The organism is Sphingomonas sp., from assembly GCF_019635455.1.
Classification (GTDB): domain Bacteria; phylum Pseudomonadota; class Alphaproteobacteria; order Sphingomonadales; family Sphingomonadaceae; genus Sphingomonas.
In genome coordinates this window covers 77,202-97,733 of the sequence record NZ_JAHBZJ010000007.1, presented here as the reverse complement: position 1 = coordinate 97,733, position 20,532 = coordinate 77,202, and the positions used below count along the sequence as shown (strand labels likewise).

The 20,532-nt window shown below is 67.1% G+C and carries 22 protein-coding genes; 12 read left to right on the top strand and 10 right to left on the bottom strand.

What is annotated here, in order from left to right:
- The first annotated feature begins 8 nt into the window (after positions 1–8).
- Positions 9–1,208: a penicillin-binding protein activator gene (locus tag KF783_RS10315; protein WP_294078957.1), complete on the top strand. Its 1,200-nt coding sequence runs from the start codon at positions 9–11 to the stop codon at positions 1,206–1,208.
- Here KF783_RS10315 and hemW read toward each other — a convergent pair.
- Entirely contained in the window at positions 1,205–2,344 is a 1,140-nt protein-coding gene (gene hemW / locus KF783_RS10310) for a radical SAM family heme chaperone HemW (protein WP_294078952.1), read from the bottom strand. The genes KF783_RS10315 and hemW overlap by 4 nt on opposite strands.
- Positions 2,345–2,383: 39 nt before the next feature.
- On the opposite strand from hemW, the gene KF783_RS10305 reads away from it, so the two are divergent.
- Positions 2,384–2,944, top strand: a complete 561-nt coding sequence (locus KF783_RS10305) for a CAP domain-containing protein (protein ID WP_294078949.1) — start codon at positions 2,384–2,386, stop codon at positions 2,942–2,944.
- Here the strand turns inward: KF783_RS10305 and KF783_RS10300 are convergent.
- A complete protein-coding gene (locus KF783_RS10300) occupies positions 2,899–3,855 on the bottom strand; it encodes a LysR substrate-binding domain-containing protein (protein WP_294078946.1) in 957 nt (318 codons plus the stop codon). The genes KF783_RS10305 and KF783_RS10300 overlap by 46 nt on opposite strands.
- A 116-nt stretch (positions 3,856–3,971) precedes the next feature.
- On the opposite strand from KF783_RS10300, the gene KF783_RS10295 reads away from it, so the two are divergent.
- The 3 genes from KF783_RS10295 to KF783_RS10285 are packed head-to-tail and all read left to right on the top strand — an operon-like array spanning position 3,972 to position 5,604.
- Positions 3,972–4,469 (top strand): cupin domain-containing protein, encoded by a 498-nt coding sequence (locus tag KF783_RS10295; RefSeq protein ID WP_366511729.1) that lies wholly within the window; start codon positions 3,972–3,974, stop codon positions 4,467–4,469.
- Positions 4,470–4,474: 5 nt separating this feature from the next.
- Positions 4,475–4,735, top strand: a complete 261-nt coding sequence (locus KF783_RS10290; protein WP_294078944.1) for a tautomerase family protein — start codon at positions 4,475–4,477, stop codon at positions 4,733–4,735.
- Positions 4,732–5,604 (top strand): aldo/keto reductase, encoded by an 873-nt coding sequence (locus tag KF783_RS10285; protein ID WP_294078941.1) that lies wholly within the window; start codon positions 4,732–4,734, stop codon positions 5,602–5,604. The genes KF783_RS10290 and KF783_RS10285 overlap by 4 nt, the downstream gene beginning before the upstream one ends.
- 99 nt (positions 5,605–5,703) lie before the next feature.
- Here KF783_RS10285 and KF783_RS10280 read toward each other — a convergent pair whose 3' ends face one another.
- The 3 genes from KF783_RS10280 to rph all read right to left on the bottom strand — a co-directional run bounded on the left by KF783_RS10280 (position 5,704) and on the right by rph (position 7,814).
- A complete protein-coding gene (locus tag KF783_RS10280) occupies positions 5,704–6,381 on the bottom strand; it encodes a hypothetical protein (protein WP_294078939.1) in 678 nt (225 codons plus the stop codon).
- A 90-nt stretch (positions 6,382–6,471) separates the two neighbouring features.
- Entirely contained in the window at positions 6,472–7,101 is a 630-nt protein-coding gene (gene rdgB, locus KF783_RS10275) for an RdgB/HAM1 family non-canonical purine NTP pyrophosphatase (protein WP_294078934.1), read from the bottom strand.
- Positions 7,098–7,814 (bottom strand): ribonuclease PH, encoded by a 717-nt coding sequence (gene rph / locus KF783_RS10270; protein WP_294078932.1) that lies wholly within the window; start codon positions 7,812–7,814, stop codon positions 7,098–7,100. Before rph ends, rdgB begins: the two co-directional genes overlap by 4 nt.
- A gap of 115 nt (positions 7,815–7,929) precedes the next feature.
- Between rph and hrcA the strand changes: the two genes are divergently transcribed.
- The 5 genes from hrcA (at position 7,930) to KF783_RS10245 (ending at position 13,499) form a co-directional block, all read left to right on the top strand.
- Positions 7,930–8,973 (top strand): heat-inducible transcriptional repressor HrcA, encoded by a 1,044-nt coding sequence (gene hrcA / locus KF783_RS10265; protein ID WP_294078930.1) that lies wholly within the window; start codon positions 7,930–7,932, stop codon positions 8,971–8,973.
- A gap of 19 nt (positions 8,974–8,992) precedes the next feature.
- A complete protein-coding gene (gene grpE, locus KF783_RS10260; RefSeq protein WP_294078928.1) occupies positions 8,993–9,553 on the top strand; it encodes a nucleotide exchange factor GrpE in 561 nt (186 codons plus the stop codon).
- Between the two features lie 72 nt (positions 9,554–9,625).
- Positions 9,626–12,367, top strand: a complete 2,742-nt coding sequence (locus KF783_RS10255) for a [protein-PII] uridylyltransferase (protein ID WP_294078926.1) — start codon at positions 9,626–9,628, stop codon at positions 12,365–12,367.
- Between the two features lie 27 nt (positions 12,368–12,394).
- The gene (locus KF783_RS10250; RefSeq protein WP_294078921.1) at positions 12,395–12,775 is read left to right on the top strand and encodes a VOC family protein; all 381 of its coding nucleotides are present in this window, start codon (positions 12,395–12,397) and stop codon (positions 12,773–12,775) included.
- A 49-nt stretch (positions 12,776–12,824) separates the two neighbouring features.
- Positions 12,825–13,499, top strand: coding sequence for a GNAT family N-acetyltransferase (locus KF783_RS10245; protein ID WP_294078918.1), 675 nt, complete (start codon positions 12,825–12,827; stop codon positions 13,497–13,499).
- A gap of 58 nt (positions 13,500–13,557) precedes the next feature.
- On the opposite strand, the gene infC is transcribed toward KF783_RS10245, so the two are convergent.
- From infC to KF783_RS10230, 3 genes are all read right to left on the bottom strand, one after another.
- Complete coding sequence (gene infC / locus KF783_RS10240; RefSeq protein WP_294078916.1) at positions 13,558–14,091, bottom strand: translation initiation factor IF-3; 534 nt, start codon at positions 14,089–14,091, stop codon at positions 13,558–13,560.
- 211 nt (positions 14,092–14,302) lie between these two features.
- Entirely contained in the window at positions 14,303–16,303 is a 2,001-nt protein-coding gene (thrS, locus tag KF783_RS10235) for a threonine--tRNA ligase (protein ID WP_294078913.1), read from the bottom strand.
- Positions 16,304–16,388: 85 nt separating this feature from the next.
- Positions 16,389–16,874, bottom strand: a complete 486-nt coding sequence (locus tag KF783_RS10230) for a 3'-5' exoribonuclease (protein ID WP_294078910.1) — start codon at positions 16,872–16,874, stop codon at positions 16,389–16,391.
- Positions 16,875–17,086: 212 nt separating this feature from the next.
- Here KF783_RS10230 and KF783_RS10225 point away from each other — a divergent pair, with 212 nt between their 5' ends.
- A complete protein-coding gene (locus tag KF783_RS10225; protein WP_294078904.1) occupies positions 17,087–17,446 on the top strand; it encodes a VOC family protein in 360 nt (119 codons plus the stop codon).
- On the opposite strand, the gene KF783_RS10220 is transcribed toward KF783_RS10225, so the two are convergent.
- Positions 17,434–18,129, bottom strand: coding sequence for a 2OG-Fe(II) oxygenase (locus tag KF783_RS10220; RefSeq protein WP_294078901.1), 696 nt, complete (start codon positions 18,127–18,129; stop codon positions 17,434–17,436). The genes KF783_RS10225 and KF783_RS10220 overlap by 13 nt on opposite strands.
- A gap of 87 nt (positions 18,130–18,216) precedes the next feature.
- On the bottom strand, positions 18,217–19,032 hold the full coding sequence (locus KF783_RS10215) for an LD-carboxypeptidase (RefSeq protein ID WP_294078899.1): 816 nt from the start codon (positions 19,030–19,032) through the stop codon (positions 18,217–18,219).
- Positions 19,033–19,117: 85 nt separating this feature from the next.
- Between KF783_RS10215 and KF783_RS10210 the strand changes: the two genes are divergently transcribed.
- The gene (locus KF783_RS10210; RefSeq protein ID WP_294078897.1) at positions 19,118–20,512 is read left to right on the top strand and encodes a Mur ligase family protein; all 1,395 of its coding nucleotides are present in this window, start codon (positions 19,118–19,120) and stop codon (positions 20,510–20,512) included.
- The last annotated feature ends 20 nt before the right edge of the window (positions 20,513–20,532 follow it).

The window sequence follows — 20,532 nt, the reverse complement described above, 5'->3', positions numbered from 1 at the left end:
GACGTGTCATGGCAGAGGCAGCATCGAAACGGCAACGGGGCATCGCTACGTTGGTCCGCAACGCGGTGATCGCGGGGGCGATGGCGTTGTCCGCCTGCGTCCGTCCCTCCGCGCCGCCACCGCCGCCGGTCAATCCCGGCCCGGTCGGCCCGAGTCGTCCGACACCCACGCCGGTTCGTCCCGGACTGCCCGAAGAGGATGTGCAGCGCCACCGAGTCGCGCTGCTGGTGCCGCTGACCGGCGTCAATGGCGGCGTCGGCCGCAGCCTGGCCAACGCGACCCAGCTCGCGATCCTGGATACCAAGGCCAACAATATCCGCATCACCACCTATGATACCGCATTGGGCGCGACGGCGGCGGTCAACCGCGCGCTGGCGGACGGCAACAAGCTGATCCTCGGCCCGCTGCTGGCGGAGGACGCGCGGGCGATCGCCCCGCTGGCACGCCGGGCCGACGTTCCGGTGCTCAGCTTTTCCAACGATGTCGATGCCGCCGGAAACGGCACCTTCATCATGGGCTACGCCCCGTCCCAGTCGATCGAGCGCGTGGTCGATTATGCCAGCCGCAGCGGCATCACCGACTTTGCCGGGCTGATGCCGACGGGCCTGTACGGGCAGCGCGCATCGACGACCTTCCTGCGCGCGGTCGAAGGCGTTGGCGGACGCGTCACCGCGCTGGAAAGCTACAACCGCGGCGCCGCATCGATGAACGAAGCGATCGCCCGGCTTGCCCGCAACCCGTTCCAGGCGGTGCTGATCGCCGACGCCGCGACCGGCGCGGTCACTGCCGTCCCGGGCATCCGCCGCGCCAATCCCGGCGCGCGCGTGCTGGGGACCGAATTGTGGAACAGCGATTCGGGGATTGGCGGAATGACCGCGCTGAACGGCGCGTGGTTCGCCAGCGTCTCCGACACCTATTATCGCCAATATGCCGCGAAATACCGCGCCCGGTTCGGCGCCGCCCCCTACCGCCTGTCGACGCTGGGCTATGATGCGGTGCTGCTCACCGTGCGAATCGCGCGCGACTGGCGGCCGGGAAACAATTTCCCGGCGGCGCGCCTCATCGATCGGGACGGGTTCGCGGGCCTTGACGGCGCGTTCCGCTTCGGTCGCGACGGCGTGGCCGAACGCGCGCTGGAGGTGCAGGAAATTCGCGGCGGGACCACGGTGACCGTCTCGCCGGCACCGCAGGGCTTTGGCGGGCGCTAGGGCCGCACGACCTCGCGCAGGATCGCCTCCAGCACGGGCATGCCCGCCGGTGTGACGCGCATCCTGTCGGCGGTGAGGGAGAGCAGGCCCTGACCGGCCAACAGATCGACCTTCGCCATGTCGATCCGGTCGGCGGGGATGCGCGCGCGGTCGATCCCCTCTGCCAGCCGCAGCCCCATGACCAGCATTTCGGTCGCGCGCTGCGACGGTGACAGAATCGCCTCCTCACACAGGCCATGACCGTTGCGCGTCACCGCCGTGAGCCAGTTTTCGGGTTTGCGGTGGCGCTGCGTCGCCATGCCCAGCCGGCGTCCATGCGCGCCCGGCCCGATGCCGGCATAGTCGGTCATCCGCCAGTAGGCGAGATTGTGGCGGCTCTCCGCCCCACGCCGCGCATGATTCGACACCTCGTATAGCGGCAGCCCGGCGGCAGCGGTCAGCGCCTGGGTCGCGTCCCACAGGTCGGCGGCGACATCCTCGTCGGGAATGGTGAGATCGCCCCTGGCGGCGAGGGTCGCGAAGCGCGTGCCGGGTTCGATCGTGAGTTGGTAGAGCGAGAGATGCTCGGTTCCGAAGGCGAGCGCGCGGGCCAGTTCAGCCTCCCACGCCGCGACGCTCTGGCCGGGGCGGGCATAGATGAGGTCGAAGCTGACGCGCCCGAAATGCCGTTGCGCGGTGGCGAGCGCGTCCAGCCCCTCGGCCACGTCATGCGCGCGCCCCAGAAAGCCCAGCGCGGCGTCGTCGAGTGCCTGAAGCCCGAGCGACACCCGGTTGACGCCGGCCGCGGCAAGGTCGGCAAAGCGCGCGGCCTCCACCGACGAGGGGTTCGCCTCCAGCGTCACCTCCAGGTCGTCGGCAGCTGGCCACAAGGCGGTCGCCGCGTCGATCACCGCCGCGACCGTCATCGGCGGCATCAGCGAGGGCGTACCGCCGCCGAAGAAAATCGATCCGAGCGTCCGGCCGGGCAGCAGCGCAGCCTCATGCGCGAGGTCGGCGAGCAGCGCCTTGCGCCACGCGGCCTGATCCACCACCTCGCGGACATGGCTGTTGAAATCGCAATAGGGGCATTTGGAGACGCAGAACGGCCAATGGACGTAGAGCGCCAGCGGAGCCTCGGTCGGTGGGCAAGCGTTCATCTCACGCGCGCTATGACGGGGTTCGAGGTGATGCGAAAGATGCTGTTGCTCATGCTGACGTTGCTCGCCGCCTGCACCGCGCCGGAAAGCGTGCAGGAGGCGCCGGACCGGGTGGTCGAGCCGCGCGCGTTCGACGGCAATGCGCCGCGCGGCGACACGCGGTTGCGCGCGGCAATGATCGAACGCCACAATGCGGCGCGGGCGGCGGTCGGCATGCCGCCGCTCGCCTGGGACGCGGCGCTCGCGCGCGATGCGGAGGGCTATGCCCGCGAGCTGGCGCGGCGCGGCGTGATGGAACATGCGCCGCAACCCGTCGGCCCGGCGGCGCAGGGCGAAAATCTGTGGACCGGCACGCGCGGCGCCTATCGCTATGGCGAGATGGCGCAGCACTGGATCGACGAGCGGCGCAATTTTCTCAACCAGCCGATCCCGAACATCAGCCGTACCGGCAGGTTCGTCGAGGCCGGCCATTACAGCCAGATCGTCTGGCAGGGGACGACCCGGGTCGGCTGCGCGCTCGCCAGCAACCGCACCGACGACTATCTGGTGTGCCGCTATTCGCCCGCCGGCAATGTGTGGGGCCAGCGCGCGCTGCCGTGAGACCACGCATCCAGCGGCCTGACTTCGCGAATCAGATCGGTCAGCAGCCGCAACGCGGTCGGCACCTGGCGCCGCCCGGAATAATAGATGTGGAACCCCTCCCCAACCGACGCCCATTCGGGCAGTAGCGGGATCAGCGCGCCACGATCGATATCCGGCTGCAAGATCGGCGCCGCGCCATAGATGATGCCGACCCCGGCCCGTCCGAAGGCGACTGCGGCATGGCTTTCATCGACCGTCACCGGGCCGGGCGTCGCGATTTCGAGCGATTCACCGTCCCGCTCGAACTCCCATTTGTACACCAACTCGTTGCCCAGCCGAATTCCGATGCAACGATGATTGGCCAGATCGCGCGGATGGGCCGGGGCGCCGAACCGGTCGAGATAGGCAGGCGCGGCCGCGGCGATCCAGCGTAGCGACGGCGACAGCCGGCGGGCGACCATATCCTCCGGCACCGTACCACCATAGCGTATCCCCGCGTCGAAGCCGTTGCCGACGATATCGATCATGCGATTGTTCACCGCAATATCGATTTCGACGTCGGGATAGCGATCGACAAAGACCGGCATTACTGGATCCAGCACCAGCGGCACCGCGTCCTCCAGCACGTTGATCCTGATCCGCCCGGCGGGGGCATCGCGCAGGCGATCGAGATTTCCGGACGCCTCCGCGATCCGCTCGATCGGCATCGCGATCGCCGCGAACAGATCCTCCCCCGCAGCGGTCAGCGTCACGCTGCGTGTCGTCCGGTTCAACAGACGAACCCCGCGTCGCGTCTCCAGCGCAGTCATCGCATGGCTGAGCGCCGAGGGGGTAACCTGCATCTCCAGCGCCGCCTTGCGAAAGCTGCGATGCCGCGCGATCGCGAGGAAATAGGCGAAATCGGCAAGGTCGGAGCGGCTGAGTTCCATGGTCACGTCCTAGCAAATTGATGAGCCAAATTCATCAGATCATTGCAGAGAGGCCGGCTTATGACGCACCGGACCGCCCCCTAAATTGCGGAATATCACCCATCGGGGAGCAATCAGTGTCGTTCATCCTGCCGATCCTGGCGATCATGGCCGCACCCCAGTCATCGACCGATCGCACCCCCAAGCTGAAAGGTAACGGCCCCATGGAAATCACGCGCAAGGAAGAGCTCGAAACCGTCCAGGGGCCGGCGGAATATTTTACCGGCAAGGCGACAATCACCGGCCAGTTCAAGCGTGACGAACCCTCGCGACTGACCGGAGCGATCGTGCATTTTGAGCCGGGAGCACGGACCGCCTGGCATTCGCATCCGGTGGGCCAGACGCTGATTGTCACCGAAGGCGTCGGCTGGACGCAGGTGGCGGGCGGGCCGAAGATCGAATTCCACGCCGGCGACGTCCTGTGGTGTCCAGCCGACAAGAAGCACTGGCACGGTGCAACCCCGCATGAGGGGATGACCCATATCGCACTTCAGGAAATGCTGGACGGCACCAACGTGACCTGGATGGAACATGTCACCGACGCGGAATATCTCGCCGATATCCCGCATGACTGAATCGCGTGCCGAACGTCATCGTCAAATTATGGCCGGGCAAATCTGCCGAACGGAAGCGCCGGCTGACCGCCGCCATCGTCGATGATGTGACCGACATCCTCGGCTATGGCCCGGACTGGATCTCAGTCGCGCTGGAGGAGGTGGCTTCCGCCGACTGGTCGGACAGCGTCTATGGCCCCGATATCGCGCGACAGTGGCACCGGCTGGCCAAACGGCCCGGCTACGGCCCCGGCCCGGCCCCTTCGACACCTGAGAAGGACAAATGATGCTCAATCAAAGCTACACGCTGAACAACGGCGTTCGGATCCCGAGCCTGGGTCTTGGCACCTGGTTCATCCCCGACGATGCGGCCGCACAGGCGGTGCGCGATGCCGCAGCCATCGGCTATCGCCACTTCGACACGGCCCAGGCCTATGGCAATGAACGGGGCGTGGGGGAAGGGGTCCGCGATTGCGGGGTCCCGCGCGACGAGCTGTTCGTGACCACGAAGCTCGCCGCCGAGATCAAGTCGCATGCCGAGGCGCGTGGCGCCATCGACCTCTCGCTCGCGACGATGGGTCTGGACGTGATCGATCTGATGATCATCCACAGCCCGCAACCTTGGGCCGCGTTTCGCGAGGGCGAGCATTTCTTCGAGGGAAATCTCGAAGCATGGCGCGCGCTGGAGGAGGCGTATCAGGCCGGCAAGATCCGCGCGATCGGCCTGTCGAACTTCGAAAAAATCGATATCGACAATATCGTGCAGCACGCCTCGATCCGGCCGGCGGTCAACCAGATTCTGGCGCATGTCGGTAATACGCCCGCCGCGCTGGTCGACGATATCCGGCACGCGGACATGCTGGTCGAGGCCTATTCGCCGTTTGGTCATGGCGAGATTTTGCGGAACGCGACGCTGATCGCCATGGCGTCGCGTTACGGCGTCGGGGTCAACCAGCTGGCCATCCGTTACTGTCTGCAACTCGGCATGCTGCCGCTGCCCAAGACCGCCAATCCCGCCCATATGCGCAGCAACGCCGCAGTGGCGTTCGAAATCGCCGACGACGACATGGTGGCGCTTCGCAACATCGACCCGATCGCTGATTATGGCGACGCCGGCATGTTCCCCGTCTATAGCAAGAATGCGCGCAGCCGCTGAATCGTAGCGACCAGGGCGGCGGCGGCGCCCCTCTGTCCTGCCTGTGGTCGCCCGCCGGCAATATGTGGGGCCAACGCGGCGCCATTTGCGGCCGGAGCCTCACGGAATCGCGCTACTCCGCCCGCCCCGTGCCGCCTTCATCCGTTCGACCCGTTCGAACGATTTGTCGCTCCGCCCCGCGAGCCGGACCTTCGGCATGCGCCCCGCCACTTCGTCGGCCTCGACCCGGCGCTCGAGCTTGCGGATGCCCCAATTGCCCTTTTCGCAACAGATGCATCCGCACGGGGCGGTGCCGTTGGCGCCGGGCATGTAGCGCCAGCCGGTGACCTGGGGCAGCGCCTTGACGCGCAGGATTTCGGACTTGGCGATCGGGCGGGGGATCAGCACCTGGAATCCCTCGGGCGAGCTGGGCAGGCGACGGCGGCTCTGCACCGCTCTGGACGCCTTGGCGGCGGCGCGTGCTGCGGCGGGATCGGTCTGCTCGGCAGCGAGCAGCAGGGCCACCGCTTGGGCCGCGGTCATCTCGACCGACGGGCTGTTATAGTGTCCGACCTCGACCATCGTGTCGTCGGGGATGCGGAAATAGACGCCCGCGATCGTCCCCCGCCCCTCACGCCGCAATTCGCGCAGCCACTGGTGCGAGATGTTGAACTCGCGCGTCACCGGCATCGCGTAGATGCGGTCGCGCCGCCATCCGTCCTTCTTGACGAAGCCGATACCGTTCCGGCGGATGCCGGGCAGGTTGCGATGGCTGGTCAGGTGGACGAACGTCGCCATGGACCGCCCCTTAGCGCGGGTGGGGCGCCCGCGCCACGGCGTGACCGGATGTGTCAGTCGATCCGATGCGCGATCGATCTGGGTCCCCGATCAGAGCACGGCGGCGACGAGCTGGCGAAAGGCGTCTGCGCGATGGCTGATCGCGTGCTTTTCGGCCGGGTCCATCTCGCCGAACGTCCGGTCGCGGCCGTCCGGCACGAACATCGCGTCATAGCCGAAGCCGTTGGTTCCGCGCGGCGGCCAGACCAGCGTGCCATCGACGCGTCCTTCGAACCATTCGACATGCCCGTCGGGCCAGGCGAGCGCGAGCGCGCAGACGAAATGCGCGTCGCGGCTGGCATCCGGTCCCTTGTCGGCGACATGCGCGTTCACCAGCGCCATCGCCTTGCCGAAATCCTTTTCCGGGCCTGCCCAGCGCGCGGAGAAAATGCCCGGTTCGCCGCCCAGCGCCTCGACCCACAGTCCCGAATCATCGGCCAGCGCGGGAAGCCCCGAAAGGTCGGCCGCCTGCATCGCCTTCAATTCGGCATTGGCGACGAAGGTGGTGCCGGTTTCGTCCGGCTCGGGCAAACCGAGCGATCCGGCACTGACCGGCTCTATCCCATAGGGGGCGAGCAGGTCGCGGATTTCGCGCACCTTGCCCTCATTATGGCTGGCGATGACCAGCCGGCCGGGGACGAGCTTGCGGATCGCCTGCGGGTCCTTTCCCTCGCCGCTCACCGACCGACCGCCTTCAGCTGGGCGGCGAAGATCTCCTTGCACCCGATCCGCGCGAGACGGAGCAGGCGCAGCAGCCCCTCTTCATCATAGCATGCGCCCTCCGCAGTCGCCTGGGCCTCGGCGATCTTGCCGTCGGACAGGAGCACGAAATTGGCGTCGGCATCGGCGTTGCTGTCCTCGTCATAATCAAGGTCGAGCACCGGCGCCCCCTTGTAGATCCCGCACGAAATCGCCGCGACCTGCTGCCGGATCGGGTCTTCGGAAATCGCGCCCGCCGCCATCAGCTTGTCGATCGCCAGGCGCAGCGCGACCCACGCGCCGGAAATCGACGCGGTGCGAGTGCCGCCATCGGCCTGGATCACGTCGCAATCGAGCGTGATCTGGCGCTCGCCAAGCAGTTTCAGGTCGGTGACCGCGCGCAGCGAGCGGCCGATCAGCCGCTGAATCTCCTGGGTGCGGCCGGACTGCTTGCCCTTTGCCGCCTCGCGGCTGCCGCGCGTATGGGTGGCGCGGGGGAGCATGCCATATTCGGCGGTCACCCAGCCTTCGCCCTTGCCGCGCAGCCAGGGGGGAATGCGCTCCTCGACGCTGGCGGTGACCAGCACCCTGGTATCGCCGAACCCGATCAGCACCGATCCCTCGGCATGGCGGGTGAAATGGGGTTCGATCGTGATTCCACGCATCTGATCGGGGGCGCGGCCGCTGGGGCGCATCGAATTCTCCTGTGACTGTCGGGCCGGCCCTAGACCGGACGCGGGGAACGCGCCAGTGCAGCGGTTCGATCCTGACGGACTTGAGCCACGGCGGCGGCGCGCTACATCTTGGCGCGTGAGCACCCCGCCGATCTCCGAACTGACCGACCGCGCGCGCGATATCTTTCGCATCGTGGTCGAATCCTATCTCGACGCGGGTCAGCCGGTCGGATCGCGGACGATCTCGCGCGTGTCGCCGCTCAACCTGTCCCCCGCCTCGATCCGCAACGTCATGCAGGATCTTGAGGAACTGGGCCTGCTCGCCGCGCCGCATACCAGCGCGGGGCGGATGCCCACCGAACTGGGTCTGCGCCTGTTCGTCGATGGGATGATGCAGGCGAGCGAACCATCGGTGGAGGAACGCGCCGCGATCGAATCGCGCGCCGGCGCCGCCGGCCCGATCGAGGAGGCGCTGGCGAATACCACCGCCGCGCTGTCCGGCCTTTCGGCATGTGCCGGGCTGGTGCTGGTTCCCAAGGCGGAGCGGGTGCTCAAGCAATTCGGTTTCGTGCCGCTGGGCGAGGGGCGTGCGCTCGCGGTGCTGGTCGGCGACGACGGATCGGTCGAAAACCGCGTGGTCGAACTTCCCGCCGGGATGCCCGCCGGTGCGCTGGAGCAGGCGGCGAATTATCTGACGGCGACGCTGGGCGGCCTCACGCTCAGCGAAGCCCGCACCCGGATCGCCCGCGAACTGCGCGCCGAACGGGCGGCGCTCGATGTCGCGGCGCAGGGGCTGGTCGCGCGCGGACTGGCGGTGTGGTCGCAGGACGGTGACGATCGCCCGGTGCTGATCGTGCGCGGCCAGGCGCGGCTGCTCGACAGCGCGGCGGCGGACGATCTCGACCGGGTGGGGCAGTTGCTCGACGAGCTGGAGGGCAAGCAGGAGATCGCGCGCCTGCTCGACAGCGCGCGCGAGGCGGAGGCGGCGCGTATCTTCATCGGATCCGAAAACAAGCTGTTCGCGTTGTCCGGATCGTCGGTGATCGCCAAACCGGTGCGCGCGATGGATGGGCGCGTGGTCGGCGTGGTCGGTGTCATCGGCCCGACAAGGTTGAACTATGCCCGCGTCGTGCCCATGGTGGATTTCACGGCGGCAACGCTCGCCAGGCTGCTCGCCTGACAGGACAAGAACAGGAATGATGACCGAAGACGAAAAGACGCAGGACGCGGCCCCGACCGCTGAAGAGGTGCGAAACGAAACCGCGCAGGACGCGCCCGAGGTGGCGGCGCATGATCGCGTGGCCGAGCTGGAGGCCGAACTGGCCGAAGCGAAATCGGCGACGCTCTATGCCCGTGCCGAGGCCCAGAACCTGCTGCGCCGCGCGCAGAAGGAGGCGGAGGACGCGCGTACCTATGCCGCGACCGGGTTCGCGCGCGACATTCTTTCGGTGGCGGACAACCTTACCCGCGCATTGTCGGCGATCCCCGACGACCTGCGTGCGGACGACAAGATGAAGGGTCTGGTCACCGGGCTGGAGGCGACCGGCCGCGAGCTCGACAGCGTGTTCGCGCGGCACGGGATATCGAAGATTTCCGCACTCGGCGAAACGCTCGACCCCAATCGCCACCAGGCGATGATGGAAGTCCCCAGCACCGATGCGGAGCCGGGTACGATCGTCCAGGAAATCCAGTCGGGGTACATGATCCGCGACCGGCTGTTGCGCCCGGCGCTGGTCGGCGTGGCGAAGAAGGCGGAATAGACCTCCGCCGCCCCCGACCCTCATATCCAAACCAGTGTAGCGCTCGGACAGCGCCTGCCCTATCTGGCGGGCATGTCCGGGCGTTTCGATTCCATCCCCCATCGCCGCGCGATCGTTGATCGCCGCGCGCTGGCCGACGAACTGGCGGCGCTCGACGCCCCCGATACGATGCGGCTGCGCCAGGCCGCCGCCCAGCGGCTCAAGCTGGCGCTTGAGACCGGTCGCGCGGAAATCGCGCGGCGCCTGATCGAGCATCCCGCACGCGGCCATGAAAGCGCGGCGAGCGGGGCCTTCCTGATGGACCAGTTGTTGCGCGTGCTGTGGGATTTCACGCTGGCACGCCTGTATCGCAACAGCAATCCGAGTACTGCCGAGCGGATGACGCTGATCGCGGTCGGCGGCTATGGCCGGGGAGAGATGGCGCCGTTCAGCGATGTCGATATCGGCTTCCTGACGCCGTGGAAACAGACCAGCTGGAGCGAGCAGGTGATCGAATCGATCCTCTATTCGCTGTGGGACATGGGGCTGAAGGTCGGTCACAGCTCGCGCTCGCTGGACGAGATGGTGCGCGAGGCGAAGAACGACGTCACCGTCTGCACCGCCTTGCTGGAGGCGCGATATGTCTGGGGCGACACCGCCCTCTATGACGAGGCGGCGGCGCGGTTCCGCAACGATGTGCAGAACGGCAATGCGCGCACCTTCATCGCCCAGAAGCTGGACGAGCGGAACGAACGCCACCGCAAGATGGGCGACAGCCGCTATGTCGTCGAGCCGAACGTCAAGGAGGGCAAGGGCGGGCTGCGCGATCTCCACACGCTGTTCTGGATCGGCAAGTTCGCCCATGGCGTGCGCGAACCCGCCGATCTGGTCGAGGCGGGCCTGCTGACGAAACTGGAATATCGCCAGTTCCGGCGTGCCGACAATTTCCTGTGGGCCGTGCGCTGCCACCTGCACGATCTGGCGGGGCGGGGCGAGGATCGCCTGACCTTTGACTATCAGCGCGAGATCGCCGAGCGCATGCGCTACGCCGACCGGCCGGGCAAGTCGAAGGTCGAGCGGTTCATGCACTTCTACTTCCTCCAGGCGAAGATGGTCGGCGACCTGACCGGCGTTTTCCTGGCGCATCTGGACGAGAAGTTCGCCGCACGGGGCAGCCGTTTCGGCCTGCCGCGAATCCGGCGCTCCCCGGCCAAGCTGAAGGGTTTCATGCTCGATCGCGGGCGGCTGGCGCTGCCCCGGGACGATTTCTTCGCCGAAGATCCGGTGCGCCTGATCGAGCTGTTTCAGCTGGCCGACCTGCACGGGCTGGAGGTACATCCGCTAGCGATGCGCACCGCCAATCGCGATGCGAAGCTGATCGCCGACAAGCGCGACGATCCGCGCGCCAACGCGCTGTTCATGGACGTGCTGACGTCGCCCCGCGATCCCGAAACGGTATTGCGATGGATGAACGAGGCCGGGGTGTTCGGTCAGTTCGTTCCCGATTTCGGTCGTGTCGTCGCGCAGATGCAGTTCGACATGTACCATCATTTCACGGTGGACGAGCACACGATCCGCGCGGTCGGGCTGCTCAATCGGATCGAGAAGGGTGAACTGAAGGAGGATCATCCGCTTTCCACACTCATCCTCGATCAGGTGGCGTCGCGCCGCGCGCTCTATGTCGCGGTGCTGCTGCACGATATCGCCAAGGGGCGCGGCGGCGATCACAGCGTGCTGGGCGCGGAGGTTGCGATGCGGCTCTGCCCCCGGCTCGGCCTGTCGGCGGCGGAGACCGAGACGGTGGCATGGCTGGTGCGTCACCATCTGCTGATGTCGGCGACCGCGTTCAAGCGCGACCTCAGCGACTTCAAGACGATCCTCGATTTCGCCGAAGTGGTGCAATCGCCGCAGCGGCTGATGATGCTGCTGGTGCTGACCGTGGTCGATATTCGCGCGGTCGGTCCCGGCGTGTGGAACGGATGGAAACGGCAGCTGCTGTCCAACCTCTATGACAACGCCGAAGAGGTACTGCGCCTTGGCCACAAGCAAAAGGGGCGCGGCGAGCGGATCGCCGCCAAGCAGGAGGCGCTGGAGCGCGCGCTGGGCCGCGACATCGGCGCGCTGACCGCACGGCTGACCGATGCCTATTGGGTGGCGGAGCCGGAAGACGTGATCGAGCGCAACGCGCGCTTCATCGAACGCGTCGGCGATGCCCGATTGTCGGTCGAGGCGACCGTCTATCCCGATCGCGGCGCCACGCTGGTCAGCGTCTATGCGGCCGACCATGCGGGCCTGTTCTATCGCATCGCCGGGGCGCTGCACGCGGTGGGCGGCAACATCATCGATGCGCGTATCCACACGACGCGCGACGGCATGGCGATCGACAATTTCCTGGTGCAGGACCCGCTCGGCCGCCCGTTCGACGACACCGGGCAGCTGGCACGGATCGAAGGCGCGATCGCCGACGCCCTGGCGAACCGGGCAAAGCTGACCGAGCGGCTGGCCGCCAAGCCCCTCCCCCGCCTGCGCGCCGACGCGTTCCGGATCGAACCCAATGTATCGATCGAGAACAAGGCGTCGAACCGCTTCACCGTGATCGAGGTGAATGCGCGCGACCGCCCGGCGCTGCTCCACCACCTCGCCTATGCGCTGTTCCAGTCGAAGGTGACGATCCACAGCGCCCATGTCGCCACCTATGGCGAGCGCGCGGTCGATACCTTCTATGTCACCGATCTGACCGGGGACAAGATCACCGCCGTGTTGCGGCTGAAATCGCTCGAACGGCGTTTGCTCGACGCGGCGGCGGGGCTGGGGGAATATGCCAGCGCGGCATAGGTCCGCGCGTGCAGGAGGGAGGCGAGGATGGGCGTATTGGGTATCGGCGGACTGTTCTTTCGCGCGAAGGATCCCGAAGCGCTCGCGGACTGGTATCGCGAGCATCTGGGCATCGGCGGCGGCTGCATCGCCGATGGCGCGGACGGCGAAGCGGATGCGTGGACATGGCGGGTGACCGGCGGCCCGGTGGTGTTCGCGCCGTTCCAGGCCGACACCGACTATTTCGCCGCCGACAAGGCGTTCATGCTGAACCTGCGGGTCAGCGACCTTGAGGGCATGCTCGAACAGCTCAACGCCGCCGGCATCGCGATCGAGACGCGCGAGGAGTGGGATTCGAGCGGGATGGGCCGCTTTGCCCGGATCCACGATCCGGAGGGCAATCCGATCGAATTGTGGGAGCCGGCTTGACCGCAACATGCGGGATGACCTTGCCGCCCCCAGCGTTTAGCGACCGGACATGTCCCACCCACTCGACCGCCCGATCTGGAGCGCGCTGACCGGCCGGCAGGCCGCATTCGCGGTCGGGGATGCGCGGGCCTGTCGTTTCGATCCGCACGTCCATCCATTTGCGGCGGCGGCCGATGGCGGCGCGACGGCTCAGTCGGCGCTGCTCGCGCTGATTCCGCCGGGCGGTTCGATCAGTCTGCTGGAGACGCCGACACCCCCCGATCTGCCCGGCGCGCGGGTGACGACGCAGGCGCAGCTGGACCAGATGGTTCTGACGCGACTTGCGCCGGGCGAATCGATCGCCGCCCGGTCACTCGGTGCCGCCGATGCGTCCGACATCTACGCGCTGGCGATGCTGTGCCGCCCCGGCCCCTTTCTGTCCGGCACGCCACAGCTGGGCGGCTTTGTGGGGGTCCGGGATGGGGGCATGCTCGTCGCGATGGCGGGCGAGCGGCTGAAGGCGCCCGGCTTTACCGAAGTGAGCGCGGTCGCGACGCATCCGGACTGGCGCGGGCGTGGACTCGCCGCCGGGCTGATGCGGATCGTGATCGCACGCGCGCTGGCGCGCGGTGAGGCGGCGTTCCTGCACTGCCTGCCCGACAACCCCGCGATTTCGATGTACCGCGCGCTCGGCTTCGAGCGGCGATCGACCCTGACCTATCGGGTGCTGGAACGGGCCGAGTGACGCCGCCGCCCGCGTGCGGGACGCTCCCTCCCCGGAGCCGGGGAGGGAGACTCCGGCGTTATTTCGGCGCGAGCACCATCAGCATCTGACGGCCTTCCATGCGCGGATAGCTTTCCACCTTCGCATCTTCGGCGGTATCCGCCTGGACGCGCTGGAGCAGCGCCATGCCGAGCTGGCCGTGCGAAAGTTCGCGGCCACGAAAGCGCAGCGTGACCTTTACCTTGTCGCCTTCACCGATGAATTTGTGGATCGCCTTCATCTTCGTATCATAGTCATGATCGTCGATGTTGGGACGCATCTTGATCTCCTTGATCTCCTGCGTCTTCTGCGTCTTGCGCGCGGCGTTCGCCTTTTTCTGAGCCTCGTACTTGTACTTGCCCACATCAAGGAACTTGGCGACCGGCGGGTCGGCGTTCGGCGATACCTCGACCAGGTCAAGACCGAGTTCCTGCGCCTGTTCCATCGCCTCGCGCGTGTACATCACGCCCAGATTCTCGCCCTCATGATCGATCACGCGGACTTTCTGCGACTGGATGAATTCGTTGTAGCGCGGGCCGGTCGGCACCGGGGGCGCGAAACCGCGCCGGGACATGGGAGGACGGATGGATGCTTCTCCTGTGGTGGTTATCGGTACGTTCGCGGTCCCGCCCCGCTTTCCATCCGGCCACCCCTTCGATCTCGACATCGGGTGGCCGGATGGAAAGCGGGCCGGCGCCGCGCATTCAGTTTAGCGCAGCACCGCGCGGCAGGGTAGCCCCGCCGCGCGGCAACTGGCGAAAAAGCCACACGCTGTGGCGCGAAGGCTACGATCGCATATCGGGAGCCGCAGCGTCCTTCGCAAGCATCGCGATCGCTTCATCGAGCGCGACGACCTTCTGCCCCTCCTGCCCGAGCGTGCGAATCGCGACGGTGCCTTCGTCGGCCTCGCGCTTTCCGACCACCAGCAGATAGGGGACTTTCGCCAGGCTGTGCTCGCGCACCTTGTAGTTGATCTTCTCGTTGCGCAGATCGCTCTCGACGCGGATTCCCGCAGCCTTCAGCTTAGCGACCGCGTCGCCGGCATAGGCATCGGCGTCGGAGACGATCGTCGCCACCACCGCCTGCACCGGCGCCAGCCAGACCGGCAGGCGGCCCGCGAAATGCTCGATCAGGATGCCGATGAAGCGTTCATAGCTGCCAAAGATCGCGCGGTGGAGCATCACCGGTCGATGGCGCTCGCCATCCTCGCCGATATAGCTCGCGTCGAGCCGTTCGGGCAGCACGCGGTCGGACTGGATCGTCCCCACCTGCCACGTCCGCCCGATCGCGTCGGTCAGGTGCCACTCCAGCTTGGGCGCGTAAAAGGCGCCCTCACCCGGCAGTTCCTCCCAGCCATATTCGGCCGTGGCGAGGCCGGCGCGCATGACGGCGTCGCGCAATTCGGCCTCGGCCTTGTCCCACATCGCGTCGGTGCCGAACCGCTTTTCCGGGCGCAGCGCCAGCTTGATCGAATAGGTAAAGCCGAAATCGCGATAAATCCGGTCCGCCAGTTCGCAGAACGCCTGCACCTCGGTGACGATCTGATCCTCGCGGCAGAAGATATGCGCGTCGTCCTGTGTGAACTGGCGCACGCGCATCAGGCCATGCAGCGCGCCATGCGGTTCGTTGCGGTGACAGCAGCCATTTTCGTAAAGGCGCAGCGGCAGGTCGCGATAGGATTTGATCCCCTGGCGGAAGATCAGGACGTGCGCCGGGCAGTTCATCGGCTTGAGCGCCATCCAGTCGGCCTCGTTGCTGACGATCGGACCTTCGTCCTCGGTATTCGGCACCTCGTCCGGGATCACGAACATATTCTCGCGATATTTGCCCCAATGTCCGGACTGCTCCCACTGGCGCGCGTCCATCACCTGTGGCGTCTTGACCTCGCGATAGCCGGCGGCGTCGATCGCGCGGCGCATATACGCCTCGAGCTCGCGCCAGATCAGATAGCCCTTGGGGTGCCAGAAAACGCTGCCATGCGCTTCGGCCTGGAGGTGGAACAGGTCCATCTCCTGGCCCAGCCGGCGGTGATCGCGCTTCGCCGCCTCCTCCAGCTTGTGAAGATGCGCGTCGAGCTGCTTCCTGTTCAGCCAGCCGGTGCCATAGATGCGCGTGAGCTGCGCATTCCTCTGGTCGCCGCGCCAATAGGCGCCGGCGACGCGCATCAGCTTGAACGCCTGGGGGTCGAGCTTGCCGGTCGAGGCGAGATGCGGCCCGCGGCACATGTCGAGCCAGTCGGACCCCGACCAATAGACCGTCAGTTCTTCCCCCTCGGGCAGTTCGGCGGCCCATTCGGCCTTGAACCGTTCGCCATCGGCCTGCCATTTGGCGATCAACGCCTCGCGGCTCCACACCTCGCGGCGCAGCGGCTTGTCGGCGCGGATGATCTCACGCATCTTCTCTTCGATCGCGGGCAGGTCGTCCATCGAGAACGGGTCGCGCGACGCCGGCGCCATCACGTCATAATAGAAACCGTCATCGGTCGCCGGGCCAAAGGTGATCTGCGTCCCCGGCCACAGCGCCTGCACCGCCTCGGCCAGCACATGCGCATAATCGTGCCGCGCGAGTTCGAGCGCGTCCGCCTCGTCCTTCGACGTCACCAGCGCCAGCTGCGCATCGCCCTCGAACGCGCGCCCGATATCGCGCAATTCGCCATCGACGCGCGCGGCGATCGCCGCCTTGGCAAGGCCGGGACCGATCGCGGCGGCGATATCCGCGGGGGTGGTCCCCGGCGCAACCTCGCGGACGGAACCGTCGGGCAGCGTAATGCGGAACATCTCGGACACGGAATCGGACTTTCTGTTGGAGGGGCAGGGCAAGTGGCGCGGCTTATGCCCGCGCGGCGGGGAAATAGGCAAGGCTTGCGGCATGTCAGCCCACCCGCAATCGCGCAAGGTCATGTTCGGACAGCTCCGCATGCGCACCGCGCAGATTGGCCTCGACCCGCTCCTTCAGCGCGATGGCATCCGCCAGCGCATTGTGCGGGCGGGCGCTGTGCGCCGCAGTGTCGAAGCCGGGCAGATGGACCAGCAGGCAGGAAAGGCTCATCGGATCGTTGCGCTTGCCATGGTCGCGGATCAGCAGGGCGCAGAAATGCGCCAGATCCTCGGGCCAGTCGGCCACGAACAGGAACGGGCCGCCATCCTTGCGCAGGAATTTCTGCAATTTCCTCACCATGGTGGCGCGATCGACCGGCTCGCGATCCATCTGCGGCATCACATGTTCGCGCACCCATGGCACGATCAGCTCATGCGGGTGAAGTGCCTCGTGGAACTGCGCGCCATCCTCGCGGACCAGCGCGATGCTCAGCAGCTGCCCGCCGCTGCCGTTGAATTCGGTGTCGATATAGTAGCGCATTCCGGTATCCCCGCGCCCGCGAATGGATGCCGGAACGGGGGAAGCGGAGCGCCGGCCTCCCCCGTTTCCGGGGGAGGTCCGGCCGCGCGTCAGCCGCGCACGACCAGCCCTCCCGCCGGAGCGGGAGCGGTGCTAGTGGTCGTGGCGAAACGCTGTGCCATGCCATAAGGATAGGGGCGGTGCGCGCGGAATGCCAGAGGAAGAGACTGACGATGTCTGACCACCGCGTCGCCGCGATCCTGCCCTGCCGTGACCTCATCGCGAGTACGGCGTCCTATGCGCGGCTCGGCTTCACGCTCGCGGGCGACTGGGGCGAATATCGTATTCTCGCCGACGACAAGGGCTGGCACCTGCATCTGCGCGCCGAGCCGAGCACGCCGGGACCGCCCGAAAATCCGTTCGGCCTGTACCTGTATGTCGATGATGTCGATGCGGTGGCGGAGCGCGTCCGCGAGCTGGTGATCGAGCCGGGCGCACCCCAGCTCAAACCATGGGGCATGTACGAATTCGCGGTGAGCGACCCCGACGGCGTGCTGGTGCGGGTGGGGCGGGTCGCGGATCAGGCCCGGTAGTGCGAAAGCCCGTCGCGGGGCGCCCAGGGACGCTCGCGATACCATTTGGTGAGCACGTATTTGACGCCATCCTCGACCCGGGTGCCGGCATGGTGGGCGAACGGGTTGGCCAGCCCGTCCGCAGCCAGGTTGTTCCAGATCAGCAGCACGCCGGGCGTCGGCGGGATCGCCACGGGGACCAGCGGGAATGCGGTCTGCCCGCCCCCGCCCGGCCGGTTGAGATAGACCATCGCGGTCCAGGTCCGCTGCCCCCCTTCGGCCGCGATATCCGCCGAAAAACTCTCACCGCTCGAGAAATAGTCGTTGTGCAGGCGGAATTCCTGCCCCGCCTCATATCGCTGCCCCTGTAGCGCTTCGCCATGCGCCGGATCGATCCCGAGCAGGCCGCTCAGCCGGGCATCGAACGCCGCGACCAGTGGATGATCGCCGCCGAAGCGGCAGGTCCAGCTGGTGCGGCGCAACGGCGCGCCGCTTGCGCGCAGGCTGGTCGAGGGTTTCGCGTCGGCATCGACCAGGCCGATGAAGGCGGCGCAATCGGCGGGGGAGAGAAAGGCCGGCATCGCGAACATGTCGATCCGCGGGCTGGCGATGCGGCGCACGGCCGGATCGGCATCCAGCCGCGCCTCGACGGCGGCGCCGATCGCGGCGAGCGCGGCCGGGTCCGAATCGGGCAGCGGATCCATCCAACTCTTTCGAAGTCCCGGCGGCGGCGGTGCGACTGGCATCGACGAAATCCCGAAATGTCCCTGTCCCCGGGATCGGGGCCGGAGTCACGATACGCCGAACGGCACCACCCGGTTGAGCGCGATATGGCCGATGCCCGAGCGGCCGAGATACGGCACGTCCATCTCGCGACACCACCGCACGATCATCTGTTCGATATTTTCCCCGAACGGCACGTCATTATCGACGACGTCGGTCACCGCGCCCAGCCGGACGCCGGCAATCCCCTTCAACTGGGTGGCGTGGGCCATCTGGAACAGCATCCGGTCGATCCGGTACATCGGCTCGCCCACCTCTTCGATATGCAGGACATGGTCGGCCAGATCGGGGAGCCAGGGCGTACCGATCATCGCGGTCAGGATCGACAGGTTGAAGGCAGCCGCCGGGCGCCCGTCGAGCGTCGGCTCCAGCCCCCGCCTGTCGCCATCGATCAGCCAGCCAAGCACCCATCCGGCATCCACGCCCTTGTCGTTGCGGCCCATGCTGCTCGCCATCGATCCATGCGCCGGGCGGCCGATCCGGCGGGCGTACAGCGCGCCGAGCATGAACCCCATGTCCGAATAGCCGATATAGGTCTTGTGCCGCGCGGCCGGCCCGATCTGGGGCATGATGCTGTGCAGGATGCGGTTCGAACCATAGCCGCCCCGCGCGAACCAGATCGCGTCGAACGCCGGATCGTTGGCGAACTCCAGGAACGCACGCGCGCGCAGCTCGTCCGGCCCGGCAAAATGCCCCTCGGTCACGAAACATTGCGGGTGAAAGACGATTTCGTGCGCGGGATAGGTAAAGGCCATGAACGCCTTCATCCGCGCCGCCGATTCCTCGCTGACGGTCCGTGCCGGTGCGACGACGCCGATACGCATTCAATCCCCTTCGCCATTGCCGCCGTGCCGGCCTGGACCGGTTCAGCCTTGCTGAACCGCGTGCAAGCGTCGATAGCGCGGGGCGATGCAACACGGCAAATCCTGTTTTTTCGTCGGGATCGGCGGCAGCGGCATGATGCCGCTTTCGATGATCCTCGCCGGGCAAGGCGCCAAGGTCGCCGGCTCGGACCGCAGCCTCGATTCGGGACGGCTGACGCCCAAGTTCGACGCGTTGCGCACGCTGGGCATCGACCTGTTCCCCCAGGATGGCAGCGGGATCGTGTCCGTCGAACAGACGGTGATCGCCTCTGCCGCGGTCGAGGACCATGTCCCCGACATGGTGTGCGCCCGCGCATTGGGCTGCCCGCAGATGACGCGTGCGGAGCTGAACGCGGAACTGTTCAATGCCGCGCCCATGTCGATCGGCATCGCCGGGACCAGCGGCAAATCGACCGTGACCGGCATGATCGCATGGATTCTCCACACGCTCGGCCGCGATCCGACGGTGATGAACGGCGCGGTGATGAAGAATTTCGTCCGCGCCGACGCGCCCTTCGCCAGCGCGCTGGTCGGGCGCGGCGACACCTATGTCAGCGAAGTGGATGAGAGCGACGGGTCGATCGCGCTCTATTCGCCGAAGGTCGCGGTGCTCAACAATGTGAGCCTGGACCACAAGACGCTGGACGAGCTGCGCCGGCTGTTCGGCGATTTCGCGGGCAAGGCGGCGACCGCCGTGGTGAATATCGGCGACCCGGAGAGCGCCGCGCTGTTCCATGCCCTCGACCGCGAACGTACCTTCACCTTCGCGGTGGAGGCGGATGCGGACCTGTCCGCCGACGCGCTTTCGCCCGAACCGTTCGCCATCGCGTTCGACCTGCGGATGGCCGGCGAAACGCGGCGGGTTCGGCTTGCGGTCCCCGGTCGCCACAATGTCGCCAACGCGCTCGCCGCGATCGGCGCCTGCATCGCGGCGGGGCTGGATCGTGACGCGGTCTGCGCCGCGATCGAGGGCTTTGCCGGCCTGCGCCGCAGGTTCGAACTGGTGGGAACCGCAAATGGCGTGTCGGTGATCGACGATTTCGGCCACAACCCGGACAAGATCGGGGCCACGCTGGACACGCTCCACCAGTTTCCCGGGCGCGTGCTCGCGATGTTTCAGCCGCACGGGTTCGGCCCGCTCAGATCGATGCGGCGCGAGCTGGTCGATACCTTCGTCACCCGCCTGCGCCCCGACGACCTGCTGGTGCTTCCCGATCCCGTCTATCATGGCGGCACCGTCGTCCGCGAGGTCACCAGCGCGGACATCGCCACCGACATCGCCGCGGCGGGCGGCAACGCGCGCCACATCGCCGACCGCGCGACGGCGGCGGCCTATCTGGTGGCGGCGGCAAGGCCCGGGGACCGCATCCTGATCATGGGCGCGCGCGACGACACATTGAGCGTGATGGCGCAAAGCATGCTGGACGATTTGGCAAGCTAACGCGTCACATTGGAAAGTAC